Source organism: Pseudomonas sp. M1, from assembly GCF_022760135.1.
Classification (GTDB): domain Bacteria; phylum Pseudomonadota; class Gammaproteobacteria; order Pseudomonadales; family Pseudomonadaceae; genus Pseudomonas; species Pseudomonas citronellolis.
Map to the genome: position 1 here is coordinate 577,697 of NZ_CP094343.1, position 20,466 is coordinate 598,162.

A 20,466-nucleotide genomic window follows, 5' to 3' on the forward strand; every position below is an offset into this window, starting at 1 on the left:
TATTTTTCCTACTCTAAAGCTGGCCGACTGGACAGGATTAGGGTGTGATAAATAAATCTGTCCCTTTTTTTATTCCTGCGGTGATTGGTGCTGGAGCAGGTTCCGGGGTTGGCAGTGTATTCGGGAAATATGCAGGGGGATATTTACCTAAGGAACTAGGTTCAGGAACTAATGAAATCCTAGGGAATGTGACGGGAGGGGTGATTTCTGAGATGGTGAGCGATGAAGCTTCTGGAGGGCTAAGTAATGATAGGAAGTAAAGTAGTGTTTTGGGTTTGGTTTATTGTCCGTACTTTTTTTATTTTCTGTGCTGCGATGTTTTTTGCATTTGTAGTTAGTATTGTCTTGGTTAGAGTGTTAAGAGGGGAGGTAATAGATGTTCTGGATGTTCTCGCGTCTTCCCTGTTTGATGTGGTGAGGGGGGGAGCGGTTGCAACTGGCGCAGTATGTGTTTTGGTTTTGATAAATTACTTTAAGGCCAGGGGTAAGGGGGAGGATGAGTAATATCCCAAAAGGGCGCGAAAAGGGGGCAGATTTGAATGGCACTTACTTAAGTAATACCGCAGCACGAGGAGCTGTAAATATACTTACGGAGAAAGCTGCTTGCGCAAGCTGTCTGAACGTAGCTGAACAGTTAAAAGCAAAGTATCCAAATACACAGTGAACATTCTCGATAACCAAGGAGTCATGCTCCGCCCGCCGAGGAAGACACCGTGATGGAAGAGCGCGTGACTTATGGTGAAATCCGGGCTTGGTTTCTAGGCAGTTATTACAGCTATTGCCGGGGGAAGCTTAGTGATAAAAGCCCATGGATTGAAGGGGAAAGCGAAGTAGGCTATGCCTATATGGAGCTTGAGAATTCCTTTGATATGCCAATTGAGAAGTTAATGCTGGAGGTTTTAGCACTTGTTCTCTCGGCAGGTAGGTCTTCGGAGGAGGTTGAGAGATATCATCTTAATGCTATCTCTGGATTGCTTGCGGAGATTGATATTTCCTCTGTCTTTGAGAGTTTGCCTTCTGAAGAGGCAGCAGAGCTAAGAGCTGATCTTAAAGTCTTAGGTTTGTATTAGTTACGAATATGAAAATAGCCCCGGCACTGCCGGGGCTATTTGTTTCTACTGCTGTAATTCTACCGCCTGAACCTCCGCCGCTTGACGAAAAGGGGATACCCATTAGCCGGCCTGACGTCAAGACCTAAAGCCCACACGTCCCGCTTTTCTCTAGCGGAATGATCTGCACTTCCAACCTGGCCGACGGAACCGTCCGTACCCGTTTCCTCGTGTATGGCTACGACCGCGTCGTGCCGGTCAGCGGCGCCGTGGGCCAGGACGGCGACATCCGCATCCAGGGCAGCCAGCTCAAGGCCGGCAACGACATGCTGCTGGCCGCCAACCGCGACATCCTGCTCGAAGCCGCCGCCAACACCCAGAAGCTCGATGGCAAGAACAAGAGCAGCGGCGGCGCGGTCGGCGTGAGCGTGGGGTATTCGGCGGACAAAGGGGTAGGCCTGAGCATCTTCGCCAATGCCAACCAGGGCTCGGGCAAGGAAATCGGCACCGGCACCACCTGGACGGAAACCACCCTGGACGCCGGCAGCCAGGTCAAGCTGGTCAGCGGCCGCGACACCACGCTCAAGGGCGCCCAGGTCAACGGCGAGCAGATCATCGCCAACGTCGGCCGCGACCTGACCCTGCAGAGCCTGCAGGACAGCGACTACTACGACGCCAAGCAGAAGAACGTCTCCGCCGGGGCGAGCGTCGCCATCATCGGCACCGGCGGCAGCGCCAGCGTCAGTGCCAGCCAGAGCAAGATCGACTCCAACTACAAGAGCGTGCAGGAGCAGACCGGCCTCTACGCCGGCAAGGGCGGCTTCCAGATCGACGTGGGCAACCACACGCAACTGGACGGCAGCGTCATTGCCAGCACCGCCGAAGCCGACAAGAACCGCCTGAGCACCGGCACCCTGGGCTGGAGCAGCCTCGACAACAAGGCCGACTACAAGAGCCAGCAACAGAGCGTCAGCATCAGCAGTGGCAGCGATGGCAGCGATGGCAGCGATGGCAGCGGCAAATTCATCAGCAACATGCCCAGCGGCATGCTGGTGGCCTACAACCACGGCGACAGCGCCAGCGGCACCACCGGCTCGGCCATCTCCAACGGCACCCTCGAAATCCGCGACCCGGCCAACCAGCAGCAGGACCTGGCCAGCCTGAGCCGCGACGTCGAGCATGCCAACGGCAGCATCAGCCCGATCTTCGACAAGGAGAAGGAACAGAACCGGCTGAAGCAGGTGCAACTGATCGCTGAGATCGGCACCCAGGCGATGGATATCGTTCGGACGCAGGGGGAGATCAATGCCGAGAGCAAGGCGCGGGAGGAACTAGTCGAAAACGGGACTCCGAACCCTACGCGCGAAGAGATAGAGAACAGCGCCATCTACCAATCTGAGATGGCGCGTTATGGCACTGGCAGCGATTTGCAGCGTGCTGCTCAGGCCATAACCGCCGCGCTGCAAGGGCTTGCCGGTGGAGATATGGGGGCAGCCCTGGCGGGAGCTTCGGCGCCCTACCTTGCGAATCTCATCAAGCGTTACACCGATGGAAACACCGAAGCGCAATTGATGGCCCATGCTGTGCTGGGGGCGCTGGTCGCTCAGGCCCAAGGCAACTCCGCCGTCGCGGGCGCGGCAGGTGCGGCCACTGCTGAGGGTTTGGCATCAACCATCGCCAAGCAACTGTACGGCAAGGGTTCCGAAGACCTCACCGAGGCACAGAAGCAGACAGTGGTGGCGCTGGCCTCGCTGGCGGGCGGCATGGTGGGCGGGGTGCTGGAAGGCGGAGCCGAGGGTGCCGTCGCCGGTGCGAAAGGAGGACAGAACGCCGTCGAGAACAATGAGTTCGGCGGCAGGCTATACCTCGACCGTGTATTCGAGGCTTACGTGCAGAGCGGGGGGTGTGGCGGAGCCGCACGTCAACAGTGCCGCCAGGACTACGAGAACAAACAATTGGCCAATGGCGGCCTTGAAGTGGCCGCCACCTTTGCACTTTTGCCGGTAGCCATTGCGGGAGCGGCCAGTACTCCGGCGATACTCGCTGTTGCGAGAGCAGCAGTGGAGGCTTGCAAGCTCAACCCCATTCTGTGTGTTAACGAAACCACCATCGCGGTAACCGAGATGGGGATCGGCGAAGCTCTACCTGCTGGGATGGTGGGCGCGGCAGGGGCAAAACTCACCCTCGAGCAGGCGACTAAGGTCCGCGTTGTGCAGGAGGTGGAGCAGCAGATTGGGCAGAAGCTTTCGGCTGATGCTATAGAGAGTATTTTGACGGGGGGGAACGCCTCAAAAGGAGCTGGGGCGGCTGAAATACCGGCCACTTCTGCAATAGCAAGAGAGGGCTTATACAACGATCTGCGAGCTGCTCAAGCAAAAGACCAACTTATTGGTACTACTTTGCCAGGCGCGAAGGCTCCAGTTACCGTTACTGCGGAAGGTAGTGTTGGTGGGCAAGTACTGGTAGACACTAACCAGACGGCGAGGCCTACCATCGTTGCTGATCCTAATAAGCCAACGCTTATTGCGGATCTTCTTCCACCTGGAAGTCCCAACTCGACCATGGCAAATGCTCATGCTGAAGTTGCAGTCATCCAAAGAGCGTTTGATGCAGGCGTGACTGCCGGGCAGAATATGTCTATTGTTGTGCGGGGAGAACGAATCTGCTCCTTTTGTCGGTCTTCCACCAATATAATGGCTGCGGCAGAGCGTTCGGGGTTAAATAGCCTGAAACTTGTTGAGGCTGAAAGTGGTAGGACTTTTACTTGGACTCGCGGTGTTGACGGGTGGAAAGAATGAATTATGATGAAGAAGATAACAAGGTTTACTTGGAGCTATGTTACTTAGATAAAATAACACCTCCACCGGCAGTAATTGTTGAGCAGCCTGTTTGGGAAAGCCTAGAGATGGGCATCAATAAGGTTTTCGTGTCTGGCGGATTTGTTAGAGTAATAGTTGTAGCTCCGAAGAGCTCCTTAATTCGAGAGCTATCAATGGATTCCTTGCCGGGAAGGTTTAGGTTGGTGGTACTAACTCGCTCGCCTAATCCTAAGGAAGAATATCTTGAGTGGTGGGAGCTTTCTGACTCAACTTTTAGAGGCGTGGTCAGGTTTGGTGATGATGATTGGGATGCCCGAACGGTTTGCACGGACATCTCAGTAGCAAAAGCTATTTTCAAGGAGCTTTATGAAACGGGAGATTTACAGGCGGGGCTATCTCAAATGCGTTCTCCGTGGAACCCTAAGCCATAAAAGGACATCAACCTCATAGGGCAGAACGTCAACATCCTCGCCGCACAGAACGAGAACCGGAGCGAGCAGACCTACAAGCGAAAGTGCGAAAGGTGAGAAAAGGGATTTGAATGGCACTTACTTAAGTGCTAACTAATTGATTCAGAAAAGAAAGGCTGCTCTTGGTCTACGGTGATGGTTGCGAATACACACCGAGCCCAAGGAGCAGCCCAGATGAATCCTAGGCGCCAGGCCGTCATTCATCAACAGCAGCGCGCCCGTCGGTATACATCGAATACGGACGCTTACGCCTTCTTCAACCTGCTAACCGGCCCTGAATTATTCGACCCTGTCGAGTCGTTGCTGCCGGTTCATCGGGAGCGCTTGTTCCCGCCGACAGAGACGTTGTCCATGTTCATGGGCCAGGCCTTGAGTGCCGACCGTTCCTGCTAGAAGGCGGTCAATGATAGCCGGCTCCCTGCCTCGGACGAGCAGGCTCAGATAGGAAAAGCGCAACAGCAGAGCATTGGGGCTCAAGCGGATGCTGCCCTGAAGCAATGGACGGCGGACGCATTCGATGTTGGCTGCGGTGGCTTTGGTGTAGCTGCGACCGCCTGCCAGATCTACCGTGCAGCGGGAGGAGCGAATCCTATATCCGGTGCGGTGCCTAGCACTGGTGAGCAGGTGTTGTGGGGAGCTACGGCTATCCTCAATGGGTTGGGGATGGCGCCATAGAGGCTGTTGCTGCAAAAGGATCGGCGACGGCTCTTCAGATCTTCGGTGGCCGCAGTGTTGATGATCTTGCAGCAGCCGCTTCGAATCCTATTAATAAAGAGGGTTTAACACAGGCGGCTAGAGCATTGACTAAGCATGCATCCGGACAGAGAGAAACGGGGACATTCCCTAAGCTTTCTGGCGGTATTAAGCAGCAGAATGAAACTGCTCAGCAGATAGTTGATGAGATTCTTAATAATCCTAAATCAACACTCACAAATTTGGGGCGGGGTGGCCTTGAGGTCCGAGCACCCGATAGCCGAGGGCTTCGCTATAATAGTGATGGCTCGCTCTCTGGATTTGTGGATTAAGTGATTAGAATGATAATACTTGAAAGCAATCCTGATTTTGAAATTGTGCGATATAGCGATTCGCGCTATGAGAATTTAACTGCAGAGATTCGGTACAAAGGAGAGCCAGTTGCGCAGGTAAGTCAAGACATGGGAGTTGACAGTCTTCAGCTTGAAGTGTTTGCTGACTTGAAAAATTCTATATTGCGAGTTCCATTGGATGGTTTTTTGGAGTCTTTAAAGCTGGCAAGAGAGTCACTTGTTCAGTAATTTTTTGGTGCAAAAGGGACTGGAAAAGCGGGTGTCGCAGATGATGCGATCAAAGCTTTGCCAGGACCAAGACAAATAGAGAAATCTTGGGGGGCGAGCACGTACAACAACGGTGGCTTGATGACTTGTATTGAGCACGTGTTCTATCGCCGTGGACCAGATTCAGGCTTATCGAATGTTAGTAAGTTTTCTCAGGGAACATCTCTTAAGGGTGTCTCCAGCTATGTAGACAGCGCGCTGAGATATGGGAAGGTCTCTCCCAATGGTCCTGGCGGTTATGTTATCGAGTACAACGCAGGAAGGGTCATAGGGATTAATTCTGCGGGCGCCCCAACCTCCACGATTAAGGTTAATGTTCGTGATGGGGTGATTCAGACGGCGTTCCCGCTCTAACTCTAATTAGGGAGGTAATCATGGCTAACGGTGGTTCTCTAATGGAGCAGTTTATCGCTCAGGAGTTTAATTCTAGTGTGCGCTCTGTTTTGAATAGGGCGATTGATGAAAGGGTACGCTCGGATAATGTTTTAATCAGGGAATTTGAGTTTAATTGTTTTGATGTTGCTCTTGACTTTGAGAGGGGGGTGGTTAAGTTGCAGGATGCCCTTTCGTCAGGTGTTGAAAGCTCTACTGAGTTGCCATTGTCAGACTTTATCTCTGCATGTGGTTTAAACTTGTTGTAGTCGTAGATAAATAGCCCGACATGAACACCCTGAACCGGCAAAATCCGCTGTTCTGGCTGGGCCTGTTTCTGCTGGCCTGGCTCGTCCTGGGCTGCAGTTTACAGCGCTAAAAGTCGCGTAGGGGCCGTTTTGCGCGGTGACGGAGCATCATCTGGGGTAACCAGCTGGAGCCGAAAGAGAAAAGGGGACAAATTTATTTTTCCTATTCTAGGGCTGGCTGACTGGGCGGGATTAGGGTATGAGAAATAAATCTATCCCCTTTTCGCTTAAAGTGCAGCTGATCTTGAGTCTTTAGGGTTGCGAGTTATTCAGGATGGGCCTTTAGATGCCGCGCTTCGCGGGGCAAACTTTTTTACGTGCAGATGGTAGTGTCATTACTAATTTAGATAGTGTGAAAACCATAGTTTTAGAGAAAGTAAGATGATGATTTTAGTGGATTTTGATTCTCTGGTTACGTTTGATTGTACGTACGGAGATTGTGTTGTTAAAGATGGGGTTGTTCGGGTCTTTGTCGAGAAGGGATTGATGCTTAAAAGATCAAAGTTGATCGGAGAGGGCGAGCTAACTCAAATTGTTGAGTGTGAAGAGGATGAATTTTCTAAAGTGGAAAGCATTTTTCCGGTTCACTATATATATGATCCCGCTAGAGATGCTGAATATGTTGAGTGGGAGCTTGTAGATGGGCTTTTAAATGCTCGTAATAAGAATGGAGAATGGGTTGAATATAAAAGTAAAGAGGAAAGTTCATATGCTATGCATGAGTATGTTGGGGGGTGTTGGCTTGTATTTTTGGGTGTGAGTTTTTCGAGGCGAGTCATTTGTAAGTATTCGTCCGATCGTACATCGCCTTCCGGTACTGAGTTCGTGCAAGAGATTGGCCACAGGTCTGTGGGTAGAGGGATGGCTAAAGAGTATTTTCTTGAGGGGGTAATCGGTGTTTCGCCTGGGCCGGGATGGATGAGTCTGGAAATCTGTGCGGAGTCGTTTCATATAGAGAACTCTGATCGTTAAGGCAAGAAACGGAATGGACCGTTATTGTGGGGATGTCGAAAAGGGGGCAGATTTATTTTCCTACTCTAAAGCTGGCTGACTGGACAGGATTAGGGTGTGATAAATAAATCTGTCCCCTTTTTTTCAAATTTTAATTTGGTCTATGGTGATGGATTTTCTAGGTAAAGAATTCAGCGGGTTTAGGGTTAGATCCTTTTATATGAGTGGGGATTTGGTATGTGCCTGTTTGGTTTTGTTTTTTAAGACCTCGGACTCTAGATGGTTTTCGCTCACAATTGGTGAGGGGGTGGCTCTTTATCATAGCGAGGCAGTTGAGCCGAAACTCCTAGATTTGTGTGATATTAATGATGAGTTTGCCTATCCTGTTCGGGAAGTAAATCTTCTTGATAGGTATTTGGGGGAGTGTGTATTTTCGGTGTTTGAATATAGGCTTAAGTGCGCTTCTGATATTTGTGTTGGTGTCTATTTTAATTGTGGGAATTGTGGATTTAGTGTGTTGGAAGCCGAGAGTTGTCTCTTTATGCATGATGGAAAATCCATGGATTTATTGAGGGAGGCTGTTTTGGTAGAGGTTTAACTGGTGCAAAAGTAGTTGCTAAGATAGGAAAGGCTAAGGTTGAGTAAGGCATAAGACTTGGTTCAAATTAGGTATGTGTAGAACAGGGAATGCTGATCTTGACCGGAAATAAGAAATCGAAAAGCGATTTAAATAAAGCTTTCCCCTTTTTCTCGTATCCAAGTGAGTCGGTAAAGATTAGGTATTGATGCTATGGGAACGCGTATTCATAGAAGATTTCCAACGGAATTTGTGCTTCCTGAACGGCTGGATTTTGTTGGCTTATATTATGATAGAAAAGGATATCGGATATTGGTGGCCGAGTTTTCGCAGGAAGATGCGCAAAAAATAGAAATTAATTTTGAGGGTACTCCTCTAGCTCAACGCAGCATGGACGAGGGTTCTTATCTGTGTACAACTTGGACAGCTGATGAGGTTGATGGCCCTGTGGGGCCAGTTGTACTTGTAGAGAATTCTGAGTTTCTAGACTGGTTTAATGGGCAAAGCTGCGGGATCTATCCGCGAGACCAAATAAAACATGTGGCAATTTTGACGCAGAACGAATGGGTCGAGGTTTTGTGTTTGAAACTTCCATCTATATTTCGAATAGTTTCCATCTAGCGAAAGGCTCCAAAATAAAAAGGAGCAGATTTGAATGGCTCTTACTTAAGCGCTAACTGATTGATCCAGAAAAGAAAGGCTGCTCTTGGTCTACGGTGATAGTTGCGAACACACACCGCGCCCAAGGAGCAGCCCAGATGAATCCTAGGCGCCAGGCCGTCATTCATCAACAGCAGCGCGCCCGTCGGTATACATCGAATACGGACGCTTACGCCTTCTTCAACCTGCTAACCGGCCCTGAATTATTCGACTGGAGTGGAGCACCTGACAGGCTTGCAAATTGAGAGGCGAGGGCCGGCGGGGCGAAATTAGAGTAGGAAAAATAAATTTATCCCTTTTTCTAGGAAGGAGGTCGAAATGATTGAAAGCATTATAACTCTAGAGAAACTGCTGTTGAGAACAAGTTTCGAAAGTGGTATCGCGGAAGGCTTAAATGTGTCAGATGTTGCTAGAAGGTATGAAGGTTATTTAGAGGATTTTCGATTGGCCGTGGCTCTATTTAGAAGAACGGTCGAGGTGGATGATAAAGTCGCAATGCAGTGTGCCTTAACTAGAGTTAGAGTTTCTGCGCTAAATATCTCAGGTCTTTATCAGGATTTGATAGATGATATGCTCTTGGTCAATGGGCAAAAATCATGGCCTTCAATCCCAGAGGGGTATGTCTTGCCAGCAAGGTATAGTGACTTTCTGTCGGGAGTTTAGTTAAAAAGTGACCAGAAAGGGGGCGGATTTACTTTTTCCTGTTCTAAATCTGATCTGACGGCAAGATTAGAGTAATGAAAATAAATGTGTCCTTTTCGTGAGATCTGTAAACAAGCTTCTGGATGGTGGGCGATTTAGTCGGGCTATATAGTTAAAGGTATGGAAAAGTATTTGGGATAGTCACTTTGATAGCGGCAAATAAAAAATTCAAAGAGGTGGTGGGAGGTATCAGTCGAGGGGAAGAGTCTCTCGCTGAAAGTTTACTCGATCTGCTTGCTGGTGGATTTGTTATAGATGATGGATGCGCATTCTTGGCCGCCCTTAAAACCAGAGACGGAAATTCTCGTTTAGATAGTTTTCCAGATAGGACTGGTTATGAATGCTTCATCAATTCAATTCACATAGACGACTATGTGGCTTCGGATTTTGTTTTACAGGCCTGTCTATTTGTGGAAGCTCTATTCGAGAGTTGGCGGGGGGCTGAAGGGACAGGTTGTAGGAAGCTTCAAGCTATCATTTCTTGCGATGAGTTTGGGGCGGTAGTTAAGTTTTGTTTGGTTAGGGATGGTGAAAGCTGGCTTTCAGATAATTTGGAAGAATATGAAGAGGGTATCCTGGTGGCTGATTCACTTGAGAGGCAGCTATTGACAGGGGGGGCTTTGATTCTGGGGGGATAGAAAACGAGAGATAGTGATGGTTATATGTTCGAAAAGATTTACTTTTCCTACTCTAAAGCTGGCTGACTGGGCAGGATTAGGGGGTGAGAAATAAATCCCTTTTCGCCTGTTTAGGAGTTCATTGTAGATGGGGCTATGAGATTTTTCTATTTAAAGGGTGCTGGTCCTTTGCATGGAAAGATTTTCTATAGGGAGGATGAGTATGCAATAGATTTTGTTTGTTCATCATCTGAGCAATTAAATTTGAAGGCTGGTACTCAAGGGTGTATATCTTTATTAGCTCACAGCTTGCAGCTTGAGACTAGTGTTGAAACAGGTGCCCTTCTTTATCCTTGGGGGTTTTTCCCGTTAGTTAATGTTGTAGATGGAAGCGTAGAGCCTCCTAAGGCTGTCTGTGGAGAGGTTCGTGTTGAGTTTTCTGGTGTGCAGTTGGTTCAGGGTGTTTCACATGAAATCCCCGGGGCACGAGATTGGACAGTTATCAGAGACTCTGGTAGAGGTTGGGTATATATAGGGCCTGAAAGTTTTTTTAGTGAGAATCAAGTGTTTGTTGAGTTCGCTAGTGGTTCTATAGTTGGAATTGTTGAGATGGGAGTTTCTTGCTTGTTTATTCGATTGGAACTCACATCTTGACTCGGGCCCCCAGGTTTTTGGGCGAAAAGGGGGGCAGGTTTATTTTTCTACTCTAAAACTGATCTGGCGGGGAGGGCTAAAGCAATAAAATAAATCCTTTTTGCAGGAATGAGGCAGTCGTCCCATGTTTTCACGATTCAGTTTGTTGTGGTAAGGAGTGGCAAGGATAAAATATGGAGCAAGTCGAATCTTCCACCGAGCAGGAACAGGATTCTCTGAAGGCCTGTCTCGCAGTTGGTTGCGCGTCAGAACAAAAGCATGACGAGCATTTACCTCGTTCCGGAAATTTAATAACCAGACACTGGCGCGGGGAGTATTCCTTGGCCCGCTCCTACTGGATCAATGGAACGCTGGTGACCGTTGCCGGCATGGCAGCATTATGGGCGCTGCAGGTCGTAATGAAAGGGGCGGTGATAGGTCCCATGATGTCCTGCGCGATGATTATCTCGCTTTATGGCCTGCTGCTGGTGGTAACGGTTTGGCAGGTAGTCGGCATCTGGCGCTCCGCATCGCGGCATGTTACTCGCGGCGGAACGGCATTCTGGGCGACGGCCGCTCGCATACTGGTAGCCATTGGCTTGATACAGACGCTGGCGTCTGTAGTTACGGAAGGGGTCCCTGTCATCAGGTCCACTTTGACCTTGGCTTTGGGCCAGAGCCCTATTCCTCCCTATCGCCTCAGCCTGATGCGGGACGATACGGAACTGGAGCTTGCCGGAGGAATTCCTTTTGGCACCTTCGCTGCTTTGAAAAAGAGCCTCGATGAGCACCCGCGTGTAACGATCATCCACTTGAACAGTTCGGGGGGGCTGGTCAAAGAGGCGATGTCCATCGCCGACCTCATTCGCACTAGAGGATTAAAAACCTACACTTCGGGCGATTGCATAAGTGCCTGCACATTGGCCTTCCTGGCGGGCCAAGAGCGTTTGCTGGGAGAGAAAGGCAGGATTGGTTTCCACAGCCCCAGCCTTGTTGGTTCCAATCAACCCAACTCCGAGTTGAATGATGTATTCAGCCGGGCGCTCAAGAGTCGAGGAGCCTCACCTGTCTTCATCTTCAAGGCCATCACCACTTCCCCCGACAAGCTGTGGTTCCCCGACAGCGCTGAACTCAAGCGTGAGTACATCATTACGGATGTGGTGGACTCCCGAAACTATGCCACGTCGCCCGGGATGCCAAGGCAGGACGGGCAGGGACTAGAGCGATATTTGCAGGGAACTCCCGTGTTACAAGCCATTGCCCGGCACGACCCCGGTCGCTATACGGCTCTCAAGGAAAGCCTGGACACGGGAGTACGACAGGGGTTGTCGTCCACTGAGTTGCAGCGGCTGGCAAACGAGAAACTGCGGGAGGCCGTACCCGATTATCTCCGAAAGGCGCCTGGCCCCGAACTGGCTCACTATTGGGAGACCCAACTCGCAGAGATGGCTGCTTTGGAGACCATCAATCCGCAATATTGCGTTGATTTTGCATTGGGTAACCCCTCTGGTCGCCTACCCGATTTCCAGCAGCTTCTGCCAATGAAGCTGTTGATGTCGGATGTCGATGCTCTTGCTGCCTTGATTGAAGCCGCGTCGTTGACGCCGCGTTCAAGTATGAATACGTCGCAGGCTCAGCAGGATCTGCGGTTGGCGCTGGGACGGCTGGAAGATAAGCAGCCCGGTGCGCTTGAGGTTCTTCGAGACCAGGCGAAGTACCGTGATCAACCGAAGTTGATTTGCGAGTCGTTTAGTGGGATGTACCGGGAGTTTCTCGCTGTTGAAGGGGCGGAGCGTGTAGGTGATGTTTTTCGGCTTCTACTGAGCGGGGCGAATCCATCGAGTGAGAAATAGACAGATGGATTGAAAGGGGCTTATTGATTTTTCTGCTCTAAGTCAGATTGGGCAGACGGGGTGGGGTTGCGAAAATAAACCTGCCAATTCTTATTAAAGATGAGGGCTGTCAAGGTGCTCAGTTGTCGCTCTCTACACTAACCGCTATCTTGTAAATTGCTATAGGGAAATTCAAATATGACTGAGATGCACGATCCCAAAGTACTAGCGTTCCGTATGCAACGTCTGCGCAAGACGCCTCGTAACTGGACATACTGGATTGCAGGCTTCACCGCTGCAAATGGAATATTTCTGATCATGCACCATGACGTGGTGATCCTTGCCGGCTTAATTTTACCATTCGCTATTCCTGGTGCTGCGCTGCACTTGGTTGCGGCTGCCATTCTCGCCGCTATCGCTTACGCTTCGAGAGTAATCCCCAGGATTCTGATCGTTCCGCTGATTGCATATATAGCTGACACACTGTTTGCCTTTTATGTTCAGTCTTGGGCTGGCCTGGCTATGCATCTGGTTGTGTTTGCTTTTATTGGCTTCTCGTTTCTAGGTGTGCGGGCGATTAAAGCGTTGGAAGCCAAGCAAAAGAGTGTCGACTGCTAGCAATTTGGTGACTCTTGGTGAAACGCCAGACTGAAAAAGGAAAAGGGCATGAGTTCGTTTTTCTGCTCTTAAATTGATCCGGCGGTTAGAGTCAGAGGGGAAAGAGGCAGACTTATTTTCTACTTTCAGAGAATAAGCCCATCCCCTTTTTCCTGAACCAGTAAATAGCCGCTCCTGCCCCTCACCGATCCAGCATCAACCTCGGCATCTCCTCCAGCGGCACCCACAGCTCCCCTTGCCAATCCAGCAACATCACCCGGCGTGCCTGCCAGCTCATCAGTACGCGGCGGGGGGTGTGGTGGTCGGGGGCGTGTTGGTCGCGCAGGGTGGGGATGACTTCGCGGCTCAGCCATTGGTCCAGGTGCTGGCTTTCCGGGTGGCCGAAGCGGATCAGGGCCTTGTAGAGGCCGGCTTCGTTGATCATGTCGAGCGGTTCTTCGCTGTCGGTGGCGTAGCGGACGTGGATGCGGCGGGTTTCGTGGGGGCGGAAGCGGTAGTGGAAGCGCTGGGGGTAGCCGAAGCCGAGGAGGCGGGCGAGGTCCTGGGCGGCGAACCAGGGTTGGTTGTCGATCATCACGCCGCGCAGGGGCGGCCGTGGCGAATGAAGGTGGTTGGGGTGTATGCGTCGTGCATTGTCGGACTCCTATTCCATTGAGGAGCCGCCGCCATCCGCTGTCAGTCGAATGGAGGCGGACCGTGCGGAGGTGACAGACCGGGAATAGGAACCGGCAGACCCGAAGGTCTCCCCCGCACGATCCGCCATGGAGGATTGCAGCAGAAAACTGCAGGTGTGCGGGAGCCTGCGAAAACGTTCGCCGTTTTCGCCTGCACCTTCTGGCGCATCGCGCCTATTCGTCGGACTGTCAAACCCGGCCACGGGACTGACCGTGGCCGGGGCAGGATAGGCAGGTCGCTGGAGCGGCGGAAGACGGATAATTTCCGAAATTCCCTGTAGGACGGGCCTTGGCGACAAGGCGGCGGATTTATCCCGGGCTGCCAGCCGGCTCTGCCTCCACTTCGATGTCCAGGCGCTGCAACCTGAAGCTGGCCGGCTCCGCTCCGCCGTCCAGCGCCTCGCCGAGCAGGGCGATGTAGCGGCTTTCAGCTTCTTCCACCAGCAGCTTCTTGCCGCTGGCCAGCGGCAGCGTGGGGCAGAGGATGCGTGTCATGCCGGCGTCGTCCAGCAGCAGGGCGTTGCGCGGGGCGCTTTCCTGCAGTTTGCTGCGCAGGGTGATGCGGCAGGCACGGGGATGTTTCGAGAGCCAGGCGAGGGTCAGCTGGGTTTGGCCGTTGCCTGCCGGGGTTGCCCTGTCGACGCGCGCCAGTTGCCAGGGGGCTTCGGAGCCGGGGCGGATGCCGAGCAGGTCGCCGGCCTTGGGCGGTGGGGGGGCGCCGTTGCTCCAGAGCGCGGATACGCCGTTGGAAAGGGGTGTGACCTGGCTCAGCGCTATGACCGGGGGCCTTTCGGCGGCGCTTTCGCTGGGGGATTTGAATTCGATGGGTTCCAGGTGCGGCACTTCTTCGTCGAGCCCGGCCCGGCCGTCGCTGTGGATTGCCCAGACGTCCTGCGCCTTGGCCTGGAGGGCGAAGTGGCGGGCGTCCAGGGCGGCCTCGTCCTTGCCGGCGCCCAGGTGCTCCAGGAGTGCGCCGAAGCCGTGGCAGGCTTCCCAGTCGGCGCCGGGCGGCTGGCCGCGCCAGCTGCGCAGCAGGTGGTCCTTGAGGTCGAACCCCTCTTTGGCGCCGCCGAGGCCCTTGAAGTGCTGCATCACCTTGATCGCTTCGTCCAGTTGCAGCGCCAGCTGGCCCTCGGTGGCGGGCGCCTTGTCGATGTCGAGGAACGCCTGGTCGCGGTCGCTGGCGATGATCCAGCGGTCCGTGTCGCGGGCATTGCCCAGGCGGGCCGTCGAGGCGAGCGTTTCCAGGGATTCGATCAGCACCTGCAAGGCTTCCCCGGGCATCTGCAGGGGGGCCGAGCTTGCCAGCAGCAGGGCGCCGAGGTAGCCGCGGCTGATGCTTTGGCTGCGGGCTTCCGGGATTTCCGGGTCCTTCACGTCGATGTCCTGCAGCGACGCCTGCCGGGCCTTGGCGTAGAGGCGATGGAGCAGGCGCCAGAAACCGGCCGGTGCCTCCTGGCCGTTGAGCAGGGCGCTGAAGTGGATTTCCTGGGCGCTGCGCAGCGTGCGCTGCAAGAGCAGTGCCTTGAGTTGCGCCTCGGTGCATTCGCCCCGGGCCAGGGCCCAGTAGCCCTGGATCAGCCGACGGTGCAGGGCGGCGATGAGTTGCGCCGCCTTGTCCGCCCGCCGTCGCTCGGTGCTGCCCCGTCGGTCGCCGAGCAGTTCGGCGAGGTTGTGCCCCAGGTCGAAGACTTCCGCTCGCGAACGCTCCAGTTGCTTGAGGCGTGTGGCTGGCGGCAGGCGTGCGGAATCCAGGTCGACCAGGCGGTGGTAGAGGGCTCGTGTCCGGGTTGCCAGGTAGGCAACGTCGGGGCGCCGGGTGGCGTCGTTCGACTGCGTTTTCATCGCGGAAGGCTCTAGGTTGCGGTTCTCCAGAACTTGCCCGGAGACTGCTTGCTTCGCTATGCGATGGGTTTAGGACGCATCTGAAAAACGCTGGGGAAAGGGCTTTTTGCATGGACTGTTGCGCGCCGATGTGCTCGCCAGGGCCAGGAGCGCCGTGCTGGCGCCGCGGTTCCGTCCACTGCGCGAAGAGGATTTCTTGAGGCACTTCTGATTCCACGTAGGTGGTATGGGTGGTGGCTCAATGCTTGTGTTTTAATGGCGCGGCCAGGTAACAAGATGTTTTCGAAGGATCGACGGGATGCAGTTCATTCCCACAGGCTGGATGCCAGGCCTTGTCTCGCCTCTTCCTGCCGTTCACGCCGGTACGTCCTGTAGCGGCTGCGTTTCCCGTGCTCGAACTTTCCTTCCTCGCATGCCTGCGCGCATGGGTTCCGCCGTGCGCGTCGGGTGCCCGGGCCCATCGTGGCTCCGGTTGCCATGGTGGCTCTATGGCATTGCCTGGCCATTGAGAGGTCGGCCGTCGGCATTGGCTGGCGGCCCTGTTTATTGGATTTCCGAGGGGGAATGCAGTGTGAAGATGAAAATGTCCCGGGGCTTGTTGTTGGGCGTGGCGTCCGCCGCCCTGCTGACGGTCGGCGGTTGTGCCACGGAAAGCTCCAGGGCGCTGCCGGTGCAGCAGGTGGAGAGCGTCAACAAGCCGTATTCCGGCGTGCGTTCGCCCATCGCGGTGGGCAAGTTCGATAACCGCTCCAGCTACATGCGGGGGATTTTCTCCGATGGCGTCGACCGCCTTGGCGGCCAGGCCAAGACCATCCTGATCACCCACCTGCAGCAGACCAACCGCTTCAACGTGCTGGACCGCGACAACATGAGCGAGATCCAGCAGGAAGCCGCGATCAAGGGCCAGGCCCAGCAGCTCAAGGGCGCCGACTACGTGGTGACCGGCGACGTCACCGAGTTCGGCCGCAAGGAAGTCGGCGACCGCCAGTTGTTCGGCATCCTCGGGCGCGGCAAGACCCAGGTGGCCTATGCCAAGGTCGCGCTGAACATCGTCAACATCAGCACCTCCGAGGTCGTCTATTCCTCGCAGGGGGCGGGCGAGTACGAGCTGTCGAACCGCGAGATCATCGGCTTCGGCGGCACCGCCAGCTATGACTCCACGCTCAACGGCAAGGTCCTCGACCTGGCCATGCGCGAGGCGGTGAACAAGCTGGTGAACGCGGTGGACAGCGGCGCCTGGAACCCGGCCCGATAACCCGAAGAAAAGCAGGGAGTAGTGATGTTCATGGGTAAGAACTTTGTTGCCAGGGGCTGCCTGGTGGCGCTGGTGTGCGCAGGCGTGGCGTCGCTTGCCGGATGTTCCTCGCCGAAGACGCTGTACCAGTGGGAAAGCTACCAGTCCCAGGTCCACGACTATTTCACCAGCGAGGCGAAGGAGGCGCAGGCCGAGGCGCTGGAGCGCGACCTGCAGAAGATCGCCGCCACCGACGGCCATGTTCCGCCGGGCTATCACGCGCAACTGGGCCTGCTGTATTCGAGCCTGGGTAAGGACGACCAGATGGTCCAGCAGTTCAATACCGAGAAGGCGTTGTTCCCGGAGTCGTCGGCCTACATGGATTTTCTGCTGAAGAACGCAAGGCAAGGGGGTAGCAAGTGATGTGGAACCCGATCAAGACCCTGCTGGCCCTGTTCGCGCTGGCGCTGCTCGCCGGTTGCGCGCCGCAGAAGACCGTCGACTACTCGGCCTACAAGCAGGCCCGGCCGCGCTCGATCCTGGTGCTGCCGCCGCTGAACGATTCGCCGGACGTGAAGGCGACCTACAGCATGCTCTCGCAGGTGACCTTCCCGCTCGCCGAGGCCGGTTACTACGTGTTGCCGGTGGCGCTGGTGGCCGAGACGTTCCGCCAGAACGGCCTCTCCACCCCGGCGGACATCCATGCGGTGTCCCCGGCGAAGCTGCAGGAAATCTTCGGTGCGGATGCGGCCCTGTACATCACCGTGACGCAGTACGGCACCAGCTACATGGTGCTGAGCAGCGCGACCGTGGTGACCGCCGGGGCCAAGCTGGTGGACCTGAAGACCGGCACCACCCTGTGGACGGGAAGCGCCACCGCCTCCAGCGAGGAGGGCAGCAGCAATAACAACGGCGGCCTGCTGGGCATGCTGATCACCGCGGCGGTCAAGCAGATCATCAGCAGCGCCCAGGACGATGCCGGCTACCCCATCGCCGGTGTCGCCAGCCAGCGCCTGCTGTCCGCCGGGCGGCCGGGTGCGCTGTTGTACGGCCCGCGTTCGCCGAAGTACGGCACCGACTGACCCGCCGAGGCCGGGCGAGGGGATGAGGTTGTCTCTTCTGCCGTCGGCAAGGATGGGCCCGGTGTCCTTGCCGTGACCCATCCGCCCTCAGCAAGGGCCCGCCCAGCTTTCGCCAGGCGGGCCTGGCGGGGCAATCAGACGATTCCGATCAGACGCGGAAGTGGCTCACCAGCGTCTGCAACTGCCCGCCCAGGCGCGCCAGTTCCACGCTGGAGGCGGCGACTTCCTCGCTGGCCGCGGCGGTCTGTTCGGACACGTCGCGCACGCTCACCACGCTGCGGCTGATTTCCTCGGCCACGGCGCTTTGTTCCTCGGCCGCGGTGGCGATCTGCTGGTTCATCGCCTGGATGTTCGACACGGTGCGGGTGATGCTGCCCAGGGATTCGCCGGCCTGGCGGCTCAGGGCCACGCTGCTGGCGGTCAGCTCGCGGCTGCCGAGCATGACGCTGGAGACCTGGCGGGTGCCGCTCTGCAGGCCGGCGACCAGGGCTTCGATCTCTTCGGTGGACTGCTGGGTGCGCTGGGCCAGGGCGCGGACTTCGTCGGCCACCACGGCGAAGCCGCGGCCGGCCTCGCCGGCGCGGGCGGCTTCGATGGCGGCGTTGAGGGCCAGCAGGTTGGTCTGCTCGGCCACTGATTTGATCACGTCCATGACCTTGCCGATCTTCTCGCTTTCCTGTTCCAGGCGCTGCATGGCGTCGGCGGAGCGTTCCACTTCCTCGGCCAGGCGCTCGATCTGTTCCACGGCCTGGTTCACCACGCGGTCGCCGTCGTGGGCTTCGCGGTCGGCGGCGGAGGCGGCCTGGGAGGCCTGCTCGGCGTTGCGCGCCACTTCCTGCACGGTGGCGGACATCTCGTGCATCGCGGTGGCCACCTGGTCGGTTTCCACCTTCTGGCTGTTGGCGCCGGCGCTGGTCTGCTCGGTGACCGCCGAAAGCTGCTCGGCGGCGCTGGCGATCTGCGTCACGCCATCGCGGATGCCGCCGATCAGGTCGCGCAGGCTGTGGCTCATACGCTGCATGCTCTGTTGCAGGCGGCCGAGTTCGTCGCGGCGCTCGACCTGGATGTCGCGGGACAGGTCGCCGGCGGCGATGCGGTCGACCACTTCCATGGTGGCGTGCAGCGGGCGGGTGATCTGCCGGGTGATGACCAGCGCGGCCAGGCCGCCCAGCACCAGGGCCAGCAGGGTGAAGAGCACCTGCAGGTTGCGGGCGCGGGCGCTCTCGATGTCGCGGCGGTCCAGTTGCAGCTGGTAGAGGGATTCGCTGAGCTTGACGATGTCCTGGCCCTGGGTGGTCATTTCCTTGCGCGCCTGGACGATGGCGGCCATGTTTGCCCGCAGCGCCTGTACGCCCTCGCGGTAGCCGCGCAACGCTGCGCCCAGTTGCTGCACGCGGGCCGCCAGGTCGGGGCCGAGGGTGCTTTCCAGCGCCGGCAGGCTGGCGAGGCTTTCGTCGAGGTGGCGGGTGACGCCGTCGCCATCGCGGGACAGGGCGGTGGCCAGGTAGTCGCGCACGTCGTAGCGGGCCTGCAGCAGGTCCTCGCGGGTGCGGCTGATGGCCTGGTAGCGGGCGGCGCGTTCTTCGTCGGCCGGGGCCTTGAGCACGTCTTCCTGCAACTGCGCGGTCAGCTCGCCGGCGCGGGTGGTCTCGCCTTCCAGGGCGCGGCGGGTGGCGTTGGCGTTCTGGTAGCCGCTGCGCATGGCGGCCAGGGATTTCTCGTAGTCGGCGATGACGCCGCCCAGCTGGTCGAGCATGCGCACGTTCTCGGGGCTGACGAAGTAGCCGCGCAGCTTCTGCTGGTGCGCCTTGAATTCGCCCAGGGCGCTCATGACGGCGCCGGCTTCCTGCTCGCCGCCGTCGGCGATCATGTATTGCAGGCGGGTGATGCGCAGCTTGGTGAGGCGGGCGTTGAGCTCGGTGATGTCGCTCATCCAGTTGCTGCGGTCGATCAGCGAGCCCAGGCCGACCCAGCTGACCACGGCGAGGATGGCGGTAAACGCCAGGACCACGCCGAAGCCGAGGGCCAACTTGAGGTTCACGCTCAGGTTGGATATCCAGCTATGCATTGACGATCTCCAAAGAAGGTTCGGTGAAGGCAGGCCATTCGGAGATTGTTCTTGTCGAGGCCATGGCAAGGCGCACCGCGCCAGGGAGGAGTTATCGGCAGGGCATGGCGGAACCGTAGGAAAAGTAAGAAAAATCTGACGCCAGAAACGCGGCGAGCGATTCCGGGGACGGTCAGCCCCCGGTTATCCACAACGCCAGCAGCGGCACCAGGTTGAACAGCAGCACGCCGATCTTGTAGATGGCCATGCCGCCGTAGTGCAGGGCGTCGAAGGCTTCCCGGCCCAGGCCGAACCAATGCTTGTGCAGGCGGTACAGGCCGTCGTGGGCGAGGCTGAAGGCGCCGAACCAGAGCAGCAGCACGGCGTAGTTGAGCAGGGTGCACCAGAGCAGGAATTCCTGCGGGTCTCTGACGTTCATGGCGATCTCCCGGGCGTTTTTTCATTCGAGGGCGTCTATGTCGGACGGTTCCGGCGCTCGCCGAACGTCGCGGCCAATGGCGGGGCGGCCGGCCGCCGTGGATAATGCGCCACTGCCGTGCCGCGGCTTTGCGGCGTGGCCCGCGGCCGGTTCCCGCGCGCTGGTGGTCGCCCCGCTGCGCCCGTGGTTTCCCGGCCCCTCTCCCTGGTCCTCTCGTCCGCCGT

Annotated in this window: 22 protein-coding genes and 2 pseudogenes; 19 read left to right on the forward strand and 5 right to left on the reverse strand. The window is 56.1% G+C overall.

Annotated elements, in window-relative coordinates; all coding sequences use genetic code 11:
- Positions 1-44: 44 nt before the first annotated feature.
- The 16 genes and pseudogenes from PM1_RS02430 (at position 45) to PM1_RS02500 (ending at position 12,921) form a co-directional block, all read left to right on the forward strand.
- Positions 45-260, forward strand: coding sequence for a hypothetical protein (locus PM1_RS02430; protein ID WP_152604443.1), 216 nt, complete (start codon positions 45-47; stop codon positions 258-260).
- A gap of 236 nt (positions 261-496) precedes the next feature.
- Entirely contained in the window at positions 497-664 is a 168-nt protein-coding gene (locus tag PM1_RS31270; protein ID WP_141679757.1) for a deaminase domain-containing protein, read from the forward strand.
- A gap of 52 nt (positions 665-716) precedes the next feature.
- A complete protein-coding gene (gene imm2 / locus PM1_RS02435; protein ID WP_082996267.1) occupies positions 717-1,070 on the forward strand; it encodes an Imm2 family immunity protein in 354 nt (117 codons plus the stop codon).
- A 158-nt stretch (positions 1,071-1,228) separates the two neighbouring features.
- Positions 1,229-3,847 (forward strand): hemagglutinin repeat-containing protein, encoded by a 2,619-nt coding sequence (locus tag PM1_RS02440; protein WP_009613382.1) that lies wholly within the window; start codon positions 1,229-1,231, stop codon positions 3,845-3,847.
- Entirely contained in the window at positions 3,844-4,299 is a 456-nt protein-coding gene (locus PM1_RS02445; RefSeq protein ID WP_152604442.1) for a DUF6911 family protein, read from the forward strand. Before PM1_RS02440 ends, PM1_RS02445 begins: the two co-directional genes overlap by 4 nt.
- Before the next feature lie 213 nt (positions 4,300-4,512).
- A pseudogene (locus PM1_RS02450) lies at positions 4,513-4,728 on the forward strand (IS4 family transposase); the annotation flags it as partial.
- A 239-nt stretch (positions 4,729-4,967) separates the two neighbouring features.
- Entirely contained in the window at positions 4,968-5,363 is a 396-nt protein-coding gene (locus PM1_RS02455) for a hypothetical protein (protein ID WP_152604441.1), read from the forward strand.
- Between the two features lie 9 nt (positions 5,364-5,372).
- The gene (locus PM1_RS02460) at positions 5,373-5,612 is read left to right on the forward strand and encodes a hypothetical protein (protein ID WP_173427884.1); all 240 of its coding nucleotides are present in this window, start codon (positions 5,373-5,375) and stop codon (positions 5,610-5,612) included.
- A gap of 413 nt (positions 5,613-6,025) precedes the next feature.
- Positions 6,026-6,292, forward strand: coding sequence for a hypothetical protein (locus tag PM1_RS02465; protein ID WP_052058985.1), 267 nt, complete (start codon positions 6,026-6,028; stop codon positions 6,290-6,292).
- 420 nt (positions 6,293-6,712) lie between these two features.
- Positions 6,713-7,303 (forward strand): hypothetical protein, encoded by a 591-nt coding sequence (locus PM1_RS02470; RefSeq protein WP_178132472.1) that lies wholly within the window; start codon positions 6,713-6,715, stop codon positions 7,301-7,303.
- A gap of 769 nt (positions 7,304-8,072) precedes the next feature.
- Complete coding sequence (locus PM1_RS02475; RefSeq protein WP_145923954.1) at positions 8,073-8,480, forward strand: hypothetical protein; 408 nt, start codon at positions 8,073-8,075, stop codon at positions 8,478-8,480.
- A 357-nt stretch (positions 8,481-8,837) separates the two neighbouring features.
- Positions 8,838-9,182, forward strand: coding sequence for a hypothetical protein (locus tag PM1_RS02480; protein WP_152604440.1), 345 nt, complete (start codon positions 8,838-8,840; stop codon positions 9,180-9,182).
- A 185-nt stretch (positions 9,183-9,367) separates the two neighbouring features.
- Positions 9,368-9,859, forward strand: a complete 492-nt coding sequence (locus tag PM1_RS02485; protein WP_152604439.1) for a hypothetical protein — start codon at positions 9,368-9,370, stop codon at positions 9,857-9,859.
- A 135-nt stretch (positions 9,860-9,994) separates the two neighbouring features.
- Complete coding sequence (locus PM1_RS02490) at positions 9,995-10,492, forward strand: hypothetical protein (RefSeq protein ID WP_152604438.1); 498 nt, start codon at positions 9,995-9,997, stop codon at positions 10,490-10,492.
- A gap of 173 nt (positions 10,493-10,665) precedes the next feature.
- A complete protein-coding gene (locus PM1_RS02495) occupies positions 10,666-12,324 on the forward strand; it encodes an ATP-dependent Clp protease proteolytic subunit (protein ID WP_009613376.1) in 1,659 nt (552 codons plus the stop codon).
- Between the two features lie 177 nt (positions 12,325-12,501).
- Entirely contained in the window at positions 12,502-12,921 is a 420-nt protein-coding gene (locus tag PM1_RS02500) for a hypothetical protein (RefSeq protein WP_152604437.1), read from the forward strand.
- Between the two features lie 181 nt (positions 12,922-13,102).
- Here the strand turns inward: PM1_RS02500 and PM1_RS02505 are convergent, their stop codons facing one another.
- Together PM1_RS02505 and PM1_RS02510 are read right to left on the reverse strand one after the other, a co-directional pair.
- Positions 13,103-13,495, reverse strand: a complete 393-nt coding sequence (locus PM1_RS02505; protein ID WP_009613374.1) for a BRO-N domain-containing protein — start codon at positions 13,493-13,495, stop codon at positions 13,103-13,105.
- Positions 13,496-13,904: 409 nt separating this feature from the next.
- On the reverse strand, positions 13,905-15,440 hold the full coding sequence (locus PM1_RS02510; RefSeq protein ID WP_009613372.1) for a hypothetical protein: 1,536 nt from the start codon (positions 15,438-15,440) through the stop codon (positions 13,905-13,907).
- Between the two features lie 577 nt (positions 15,441-16,017).
- Between PM1_RS02510 and PM1_RS02515 the strand changes: the two genes are divergently transcribed.
- Genes PM1_RS02515 through PM1_RS02525 form a run of 3 tightly spaced genes read left to right on the forward strand, consistent with a single transcriptional unit; the run spans position 16,018 to position 17,756 of the window.
- On the forward strand, positions 16,018-16,695 hold the full coding sequence (locus PM1_RS02515) for a CsgG/HfaB family protein (RefSeq protein ID WP_009613369.1): 678 nt from the start codon (positions 16,018-16,020) through the stop codon (positions 16,693-16,695).
- Between the two features lie 30 nt (positions 16,696-16,725).
- Positions 16,726-17,097, forward strand: a complete 372-nt coding sequence (locus PM1_RS02520) for a DUF4810 domain-containing protein (RefSeq protein ID WP_024128116.1) — start codon at positions 16,726-16,728, stop codon at positions 17,095-17,097.
- Positions 17,097-17,756: a DUF799 domain-containing protein gene (locus PM1_RS02525; protein WP_009613365.1), complete on the forward strand. Its 660-nt coding sequence runs from the start codon at positions 17,097-17,099 to the stop codon at positions 17,754-17,756. The genes PM1_RS02520 and PM1_RS02525 overlap by 1 nt, the downstream gene beginning before the upstream one ends.
- 148 nt (positions 17,757-17,904) lie before the next feature.
- Here the strand turns inward: PM1_RS02525 and PM1_RS31275 are convergent, their stop codons facing one another.
- The 3 genes and pseudogenes from PM1_RS31275 to PM1_RS02535 all read right to left on the reverse strand — a co-directional run bounded on the left by PM1_RS31275 (position 17,905) and on the right by PM1_RS02535 (position 20,242).
- Positions 17,905-18,777, reverse strand: a complete 873-nt coding sequence (locus tag PM1_RS31275; RefSeq protein WP_371263862.1) for a methyl-accepting chemotaxis protein — start codon at positions 18,775-18,777, stop codon at positions 17,905-17,907.
- Positions 18,760-19,824: pseudogene (locus PM1_RS31280) on the reverse strand (methyl-accepting chemotaxis protein); the annotation flags it as partial. The pseudogene PM1_RS31280 and the gene PM1_RS31275, both read right to left, overlap by 18 nt.
- Positions 19,825-19,996: 172 nt before the next feature.
- Complete coding sequence (locus PM1_RS02535) at positions 19,997-20,242, reverse strand: DUF6868 family protein (RefSeq protein ID WP_009613362.1); 246 nt, start codon at positions 20,240-20,242, stop codon at positions 19,997-19,999.
- Between the last annotated feature and the right edge of the window lie 224 nt (positions 20,243-20,466).